Raw genomic sequence first — 7,124 nt, 5'->3', positions numbered from 1 at the left:
GCCGAGGGCAGCCGGTTGCAGGGCGGGGGTGGGTCAGGTGGCTGGCTTCTCGGCGTGGCCGCCGAACTGTCTGCGCATCGCGGAGAGCAGCTTGTCGGCGAACAGGGCCTCGCCGCGTGAGCTGAACCGCTCGTACAGCGAGGCGGTGAGGACGTGGGCGGGGACGCCCTCCTCCACCGCGGCCAGCACCGTCCAGCGGCCCTCGCCCGAGTCGGAGACCCGGCCGCTGAACGACTCGAGCTTCGGGTCCTCGACGAGCGCGGCCGCGGTCAGGTCCAGCAGCCAGGAGCTGACCACGCTGCCGCGGCGCCACACCTCGGCCACCGCGGCGGTGTCGATGTCGTACTGGTAGTACTCCGGGTGCGCGAGCGGGGTGGTCTCGGCGTCGTGCTCGCCGGTGTGGCCCCGGCCGATACCGGCCTTCTCCAGGATGGCCATGCCTTCGGCGAAGGCGGCCATCATGCCGTACTCGATACCGTTGTGGACCATCTTGACGAAGTGCCCGGCGCCGTTCGGCCCGCAGTGCAGATAGCCCTTTTCCGCCCTGCTCGGCTCGCCGGCCCGTCCTGGGGTGCGCGGTGCCTGGCCGAACCCGGGGGCGATCGCGGCGAAGAGCGGGTCGAGGTGCGACACCACCTCGTTCTCACCGCCGATCATGAGACAGAAGCCGCGCTCGAGCCCGAAGACCCCGCCGGACGTGCCGACGTCGACGTAGTGGATGCCCCGGCCGGCGAGTTCCTTCGCCCGGTCGACGTCGTCCCGGTAGTAGGAGTTCCCCCCGTCGATGATGATGTCACCGGCGCCGAAGTGCTCGGCGAGCGCGGACACGGTCTGCCCGGTGATCCCGGCGGGGACCATCACCCAGGCGGCGCGGGGGGTGGAGAGTTTCGCCGCGAACTCGGCCAGCGTGGTGGCCCCGGTGGCGCCCTCGGCCTCCAGCTGCCGGATCGCGTCGGCGTTGACGTCGTAGACGACGCAGTCGTGGCCGTGGCGGATCAGCCGGCGCACGAGGTTGGCGCCCATCCGGCCAAGGCCGATCATCCCGAGCTGCACGAGGTCTCCTGTTGGTTGGTTGTCGGTCCGGGGCAGCAGCATCATGATCATGATTTCATGCCGTCTGGGACCTGGATCCCCAGGTCCCAGGGCCGACGGTGACATGATCATGTTGTACTGCCCGGATCCCCGCCGGATGGGCGAAGCCGGTCCGACGGGTCCGGGCGGGCGGCGGGCCCCGGATCACTGGCACGGCACCGTTGGAGGCCAACGGGCCTTTGCCCATTGTCTCCCGGCGTCGAGCCCGTCACCGCGTGACCGGCCGCCAGCCCGATGATCGTTGTGCCACACACGGACGCGCGTTGCGCCGCCCATGAGCCTGATCAGACCATTACCAACAGGAGTGAATTCTGCGCGTCAGGTAGTCGTACGGTGTCGGACAGGGCCGCGGAAGCCTCCCGGCGAAGCGGAAGCCTCACGGCGAAGAAGCCCGCCGTCCGGGCGGTTCAGGCGGGTGTGGTGGCCAGCGTGTCCTGGTTCGCGCTCGCGGCCGCGTACTTCTCCTCGTACTTGCGGGCGAGGCCGTCGAGGGCGGCGAGGTAGTGCCCGGCGTTCTCGCGGGCCTGCTCGGCCTGTGCGTCCAGGCCGGTCAGCTCGAAGAACTTCCAGTGCCGCAGCAGCGGCGTGACCACGTCGTCGTGGTGGCTGCGGAGGTTGTAGATGCCGGCCTTGGCGATCCGCTTCGCCTTGTTCTCGAAGTCCTCGATGCCGGTCCCGGGCATCTGGAAGGTCATCAGCTCCTCGGCGATGGCCTGCACCATCGCGGACGGGGTGAGCTCCAGCGCCGCGGTGACCAGGTTACGGTAGAAGATCATGTGCAGGTTCTCGTCCGCTGCGACCCGGGTGAGGAGCTTCTCGGCGATCGGGTCCTGGGTGAACCGCCCGGTGTTGCGGTGGCTGACCCGGGTGGCGAGCTCCTGGAACGACACGTAGGCGATGGTGCGCAGCGGCGTCTTCTCACCGCTGTCGAACCCCTTCTGCATCTGGTGCATGCGGCCGCGCTCGAGGGCGACCGGGTCGACGCCGCGGGTGACCATCAGGTAGTCCCGCATCACGATGCTGTGCCGGCCCTCCTCGGCCGTCCAGCGGTGCACCCAGGCGCCCCACGCGCTGTCCCGGCCGAAGATCGTGGCGATCTCACGGTGGTAGCTGGGGAGGTTGTCCTCGGTGAGCAGGTTGACCTCGAAGGCGATCTGGGCCACGTCGGACAGCCGGGACTGCTCCGGATCCCACGGCAGGGTGTCGAAGTCGCGGCCCTGGCTCCACGGGACGTACTCGTGCGGCATCCACTCGGTGGCGAGGTCCAGGTGGCGGTTGAGGTTGGCCGCGGCGACGGGCTCAAGCTCGTGCAACAGGTTGATGTCCGGGGTGGATGTCATGCCTGTCACCCTGGCAGGCCGACCGCGCGCGGGACTACGTCCGCCAGGTGTGGACTCCAGCCCGGTGATCTGTTCCCGGAGAACAGAACCGGAAGCCTCCGGCGGGCTCATGGCGGGAAGCCGGCGGAACACGCGGGGCGACCGGCCGGCCGGCGTGCGGGACGGCCGGGAGGCCATCAGACCGCGCGGGACGAGCCGCGCGGGACGGGGCGCGGGGTCACACAGGACGCGGCGGTGCGGCCTGGCGTGCGGGCGGCTCGGCGTGCGGGCGGCTCGGTGTGTTGGGCGGCCTGGGGCGGTGCGGCGGTCCGGGACAGCGGGCTCAGGACAACGAGGGAGACGACGGGCCGGCCGGGCCGAGCGCGTCGCGGGCGTGGTCGAGCAGGCCGGCCGCCCGCGCGGACGCCCCGGCCTGCTCGATCTCCTGGCACAGGCGGGCGATGTCCCGGCGCGTCATGCCGGAGTCGATCATCGTGGCGCAGGAGACGGCCTGGTGGCCCAGGGCCACGGCCTGGTCGATGTTGCCCGTGCGGACGTGGGCGATCCCCAGCCTGCTGAGGAACTCGACGCGGTCGCGGGGGACCTCCTCGTCGAGCTCGTCGAGATCGTCGAGGGCGGCCTCGAAGTGCGGTATGGCCGCCTCGGGGCTGCCGCCGGACAGCAGCGCCTCCCCGGCCGAGAACGCGACGTCCTTGCGGCGGGCCCAGTACATGTAGGGCGGGCTGTCCTCGGGGCGGGCCTTGTCGACCAGTGTGTAGGCGAGCTCGGTCTCGGCCGCGGCGTCCTCGCTGTTGCCCGTGCGGCTGTGCGCGACGGCCAGGTCGGCCGCGATCACGGCCCGCTCGATCGCGCTGAGCAGGTAACAGGCCCCGGCCTGGGCGCGGTGCAGCAGGCTGACCGCGTCCGCGGGCTGCCCGTACCAGGTGACCTGCTCGGCCATGCAGCGCAGGACGTTGGCGCCGAGAGCGGGCGAGTTCGCCTCGTGGGCGGCGCGCAGCGCGATGAGCCAGCAACGCTGGGCCGTGCCGTACTGCCCGACGTCGTACATCGCCCACCCGGCCAGCCGCGCCAGCTCCGCCGCGACCGCGTAGAGCCGGGCCTGATGGGCGTCACTGTGGGTACCGACCCGCAACAGGCGGACGGTGATCGAGAGTTCGGTGCGGGACAGGGCGTACACGTCGTTGCCGCCGAGGACGTCGCTCATCCGCCGCAGGGCGTCGACCCGGTCCTCGAAGCCGCGTACGAGCGGGTCGTCGACGAGCTGGCCGGTGGGCACGACACCCTCGTGGTGCGTGCGTGCCGCCAGCCACCGCTGCGCGGCGGAGTCCAGGGAAGGCCCGGAGACGGGCAGGAAGCGGTGGGGCCGCCTGGCGTGGGTCATCGCCAGGAGCTCGCGGGTGAGCCCGTCGTCCGTCCACAGCAGGTCCAGGCCGGTGTTGGCGGGTGCGATCTGCTCGTGGACCGGCGGGCCGGCGGGCTGGTGACCGGCCGCCTGGTAACCAGCCGCCTGGTGACCCGGCTGCCGGTTACCGGACTCCCGGTTACCGGACTGCCGGTGGCCGGCGGTGTCGGGGAGGCCGGCGCTGTTCCGGGCGTCGACGGTGCTCCGGGTACGGTCGGCGGTTTCAGGCCGTCGGCGGAGCCCGTCCGAATCCCATCCTGGATGTGCCTGCGTTGTCACGGCGGGTCTCTCCCGTCTCCGTACGGAACTACTGTCAATCGTAGCCGTGCGAATACAGCGTCCCTTTGCGGGGCTGCTGTCCTTCTCCGGGGGAGCGTGTTTCAGATCTTCGCGTCCGGTCCGTTGACCGGGCGAAAGATCCGGAACAGCTCCGGGAATCCTGCGGCTCGTTCTGGTCGGCGTGGGATCGGGATGTTGGTCGTCCTGGCGAATCCAGGGCCGTGCACAACCCCTGTGTCGGCAATCGCGGGGGCTGTGTTATAAGCGTCCGCTGGACGGTGTCCGGACCCAACGGTGGCCAGGCTGTTCGCCTGTTTGCCTGTCCGCTGGCCGGAGGCAGGAGCGTACGGATATAGGCGGACCTCCAGAACGGGCAGACGTCGCGAGCCGGTCCGGTGTTCTGCGAGCACAGGGTCCCACTACCCATGGAACCTACCACTTATGCCACGTATGACCAGTGGGCATCCCCACTCGGGGGCGTCGCCCGGTGGTGGTGTGGTTACATGTTACGCCCGCGTCTGCCTGGGTGAAGTCGTTTTTTCGGCTCCCGGCCGGCGTCGCCGATTCTTCTCAAAAAAATAGTTCCGCGGTCGCTCGGTCTTGTTATCAAACCCGGTTTTTACGATGTTTTCTGTTCGTTTTTATTCCGTCGACACCGTGTCGGGTCATCCTCCCGACCTGCGCAAACGGCGTATAGTGACGCTTCACTTCCGCTTGGTAATTGCGGTGTCGTACGGCTGGCGCCGGGCCACGAAGATGATTTCAGGGATGTTTCCCAGACGTTTCATGAGCGCTTTTCCGGATGGCTGTCGTGTCCCGTCGGCATTTCGCCCGTGCCTGGCCCGGGCCTTACCCCGCCCGGCTCCCGCCCGGCCCGTGTCCGCCTCGCGCCCGGGCACGGGCCCGGCAGCGGGCCAGCCCGTGGTGGGTTACAGGCCCCGGCCGAGGGCCGGTTCGGACTGTCCGCGCCGGGACCGCCCGCCGGCCCGCACGTCCGGCGCGCCCAGGCGGGCCGCGTCGGCGGTCTGGTCGTCGGCCTGCTGCTGGGACTCTCGCTCGGCCGCCACCCGGGCCTGGTAGTGCCCGATCTCGACGTCGATGGCCCGGGAGTCCCAGCCCAGCTCGGGCGCGACGAGCGCGGCGACGTCCGCGGCGGCCTCCAGCCCGCGGTCCCAGGTCTCGATCGAGATCCGGGTGCGGCGGGTGAGCACGTCGTCGAGGTGCAGCGCACCCTCGTGGGAGGCGGCGTACACGGCCTCCGCCGCCAGGTAGGAGTCGGCCCCGCGCAGCGGCCGGGCGAGCTCGGGCCGCTGCCGGACGAGCGCCAGGACCTCCTGGGCGAGAGTGCCGTAACGCGTCAGCAGGTGCTCGGCCCGGGCCACGTGGATCCCCGCGGAGCGGGCCAGCGCCTCCCGCGCGTTCCACAGCGCCGGGTAGCCGTCGGCGCCGAGCAGCGGGACCCGGTCGGTGCAGGACGGCGGCACGCTGCGGCCCATCCCGTGCACGGCCGCGTCGACCGCGTCCCGGGCCATCACCCGGTACGTGGTGTACTTCCCGCCGGCGACCATGGTCAGGCCGGGCAGTGGCGAGACCACCGCGTGTTCCCGGGACAGCTGGGAGGAGTCCTCCGACTCGCCCGACAGCAGCGGCCGCAGCCCCGCGTAGACACCGGTGATGTCGTCGGTGGTCAGTGGCGTGCGCAGCACCCGGTTGACGTGGGTGAGCAGGTAGTCGATGTCGGCGCTGCTGGCCGCCGGGTGGGCGAGGTCGAGGTTCCAGTCCGTGTCGGTCGTCCCGACGATCCAGTGGCTGCCCCAGGGGATCACGAACAGCACGCTGCTCTCGGTGCGCAGGATCATCCCGGTGGTGGCGTGGATCCGGTCCCGGGGCACCAGCAGGTGGATGCCCTTGGAGGGCCGCACCGACAGCTGGCCGCGCCCGCCGGCCATCGCCTGGATGCCGTCGGTCCACACCCCCGCGGCGTTGATGGTCTGCCGGGCGCGGACGTCGATCTGCCCGCCGCCCTCGAGGTCGTGGACCCGTACCCCGGCGACCCGGTCGCCCTCGCGCAGCAGGCCCGTCACCCGGGCGCTGCTGGCGATCAGCGCACCGTAGTGGGCGGCGGTCCGGGCGACGAACATCGTGTGCCGGGCGTCGTCGACCTGGGCGTCCCAGTACTGGATCGCGCCCACCAGGGCGTCCCGGCGCAGCGCGGGGACGGCGCGCAGCGCCGCCCGCCTGGTCAGGTGGCGGTGGCGTGGCACCGCCCGGCGGCTGCCGCCGAGGGTGTCGTAGAGCACCATCCCGGTGCCGACGTAGGCGCGTTCCCAGCCCCGGTGGGTCAGCGGGAACAGGAACGGGACCGGGCGGACGAGGTGCGGGCAGAGCGTCTCCAGCAGCAGCGCCCGCTCCCGCAGCGCCTCGCTGACGAGCGCGATGTTGAGCTGCTCGAGGTAGCGCAGGCCGCCGTGGATCAGTTTGCTGGACCGGCTGGACGTGCCGGCCGCGAGGTCGCGGGCCTCGACCAGCGCCACGGACAGCCCACGGGTGACCGCATCGAGCGCGACGCCAGCCCCGGTGATTCCGCCGCCGATGACGACGACGTCGACGACGTCGGATTCCATCTGGCGCAGGGCGTCACCACGGGTGGTGGGATTCAGCCGTGCCGGAACGATCATCGTGTTCTCCGTCTCCGGAGCGTGGCGGCCAGAGCTGGCGCGGACAGGTCACATCGTGCCCGCCGCGGACGAGGGCCGCATGGCAGCTTGCTCACAGTGATCATTTTCTCACAGTAATCGATTCCCGCGCCCCGGGCCGACGCTTGGTGGTCCATGCCACCGCCGACGGACCGGAGCGCCGCCGGACCGGAGCACCGCCGGAGCCGTCCGGGCCACCTTCGTCCGGATCTCTCCGGGATCCCTCCAGCCGGCATCCCCGGCATCCCCGGCATCCCCGGGTTCCCCGGCATCCCCGGCATCCCCGGCATCCCCGGGTTCCCCGGGTTCCCCGGG

5 protein-coding genes are annotated in these 7,124 nt (G+C 71.3%); 1 reads left to right on the top strand and 4 read right to left on the bottom strand.

The genetic code is table 11. The features are described 5' to 3' along the window. Positions 1-33: 33 nt before the first annotated feature. The 4 genes from gnd to AC5LSR_RS19255 all read right to left on the bottom strand — a co-directional run bounded on the left by gnd (position 34) and on the right by AC5LSR_RS19255 (position 6,791). Positions 34-1,053 carry a phosphogluconate dehydrogenase (NAD(+)-dependent, decarboxylating) gene (gnd, locus tag AC5LSR_RS19270; RefSeq protein ID WP_250283068.1) on the bottom strand — a complete coding sequence of 340 codons (1,020 nt, stop codon included), beginning with the start codon at positions 1,051-1,053 and terminating at the stop codon, positions 34-36. Positions 1,054-1,499: 446 nt separating this feature from the next. After that, entirely contained in the window at positions 1,500-2,432 is a 933-nt protein-coding gene (locus tag AC5LSR_RS19265) for an acyl-ACP desaturase (RefSeq protein ID WP_250283051.1), read from the bottom strand. Positions 2,433-2,754: 322 nt separating this feature from the next. Then, positions 2,755-4,113, bottom strand: a complete 1,359-nt coding sequence (locus AC5LSR_RS19260) for an NsdA family TPR-like regulatory protein (protein ID WP_493468762.1) — start codon at positions 4,111-4,113, stop codon at positions 2,755-2,757. A gap of 929 nt (positions 4,114-5,042) precedes the next feature. Beyond that, entirely contained in the window at positions 5,043-6,791 is a 1,749-nt protein-coding gene (locus AC5LSR_RS19255) for a glycerol-3-phosphate dehydrogenase/oxidase (protein WP_250283048.1), read from the bottom strand. A gap of 153 nt (positions 6,792-6,944) precedes the next feature. On the opposite strand from AC5LSR_RS19255, the gene AC5LSR_RS19250 reads away from it, so the two are divergent. Beyond that, on the top strand, positions 6,945-7,124 hold a 180-nt coding region (locus AC5LSR_RS19250), incomplete at its 3' end, for a hypothetical protein (RefSeq protein ID WP_493468761.1).

This window comes from Protofrankia sp. CiP1_Cm_nod4 (genome assembly GCF_982290645.1).
Note: the sequence above shows the minus strand (reverse complement) of the source record. Positions and strands in the feature narration are given on the sequence as shown.